We start from the raw sequence: 1500 nt of genomic DNA on the forward strand, positions 1-1500 counted from the left end.
GAGACCGTTGAAAAAGGCTTGCGCGAAATCGGCGTGGCGGATGGCTGGTGACGCCGGCCACCGGGGATACGCCGCGTATCAGGCCGCCGCGGCCTGCCGGGCGAGCAACTGAAGGTTGTATGCCGCGGCAGCCATGGTGAACTCCTCGGCGGCTCCTGACAGGCCCCGCAGCTTGAGCGTTCGTAGCCCCAGGTTGCGTTTCAGATGGCCGAACACGCGCTCGATCCGCTGTCTTCGACGCCGTGCGTGCACATAGGCCTTGGTGCCGGCAAGGGCGCGCACGGTATCGCGGGCTTCCTCGCTGACGAGCCGGGTGACACCCCGCTTCGGACCGATGGTGCATTGCGGCTTCAGCTCGCAGGCGGCGCAATCGGCCGGCCGGCTTCGGTAGACGCGCACCTGCTTGGTCCGGTTGGTGCCGCAATAGCCGAGCAGCTTGTCCGCCGGACAGCGGTAGGCATCCGCTTCCCGGTCGTAGCGGAAGGCATCCCGGGTGAAGAAGGCGTCCCGCTGGCGGGTCCGGTCGATGACCGGGATGTATGGCGTGATGTTCCGGTCGATCAGCCAGCGGAGCAGCGGACCGCTACCATACGCCTTGTCGGCCGAGAGACTGGCGGGTTCGATGCCCAGCCTGATGCCGGCGCGTGACACCAGCGTCCGGGTCGCCGCCACCTCGGCTGCGAAGCGGGCGGGCGTGGCCTCCACGTCGAGGATGCAGTCGGTGTCGAGGTCAAGCAGGGGGTTGATGGCGTATGCGTATCGCGCCGGTCCGTGCTTGCAGGTGAGCGCCGCCTGCGGGTCGGTCGGCGATATGCTGGTCGGATCGACGGGCGCCGGTTCGTCGGGGCCCGGCGGCAACGCGGCATCGAGCGCCGCCAGGTATTCGGCGACGGGTCGCGATATGCTTTCCCTGCCACGAAGCTCGTCTGCGGCGTCGGCCCCCTTCAGCTTCTTCTCGCGGCTGGCGTCGGCCATGATCGTGCTGCCGTCCACCGCCACGTCGCGCCCCGCCACTAGCCCGGCCACGGCGCATCGTGCGACCACCTGCTCGAACAGCAGGCGATGCAGGTCGCAGGTGCGGAAGCGGCCGTGCCGGTTCTTGGAGAAGGTGGAGTGGTCGGGCACCCGGTCGGCCAGATCAAGCCGGCAGAACCAACGATAGGCGAGGTTGAGGTGCACCTCCTCGCACAAACGCCGTTCCGAGCGGATGCCGAACAGATAGCCAACCAGCAGCATCCTGAGCATCAGCTCCGGGTCGATCGAGGGTCGCCCACTCGCGCTGTAGCTCGACGCCAGTGCCTCGCGCACGAAGCCGAAGTCCAACACGCCGTCGATGCGTCGGAGCAGGTGGTCAACCGGCACATGCTCATCAAGCCGGAAGCCGTAGAACAGCGCGCCCTGTGCCACCTGCCGTCCCATCATGTCCGTGATCCCTTGCCGTCTGCCAAGAGTGAATCACGCCTCCATCGCCGTCGCAAGCACGCGTTTTTCAACAGTCTC

Annotated in this window: 1 protein-coding gene; it reads right to left on the reverse strand. The window is 67.3% G+C overall.

Features of this window, described 5'->3' with window-relative positions; translation table 11 throughout:
* Positions 1-78 precede the first annotated feature (78 nt).
* Entirely contained in the window at positions 79-1422 is a 1344-nt protein-coding gene (locus AX672_RS07480) for an IS1182 family transposase (RefSeq protein ID WP_016510730.1), read from the reverse strand.
* Positions 1423-1500: the final 78 nt, after the last annotated feature.

Source organism: Sphingomonas sp. CCH10-B3, assembly GCF_001556185.1.
In the GTDB taxonomy this organism is placed as follows: Bacteria; Pseudomonadota; Alphaproteobacteria; order Sphingomonadales; family Sphingomonadaceae; genus Sphingomonas; species Sphingomonas aquatica.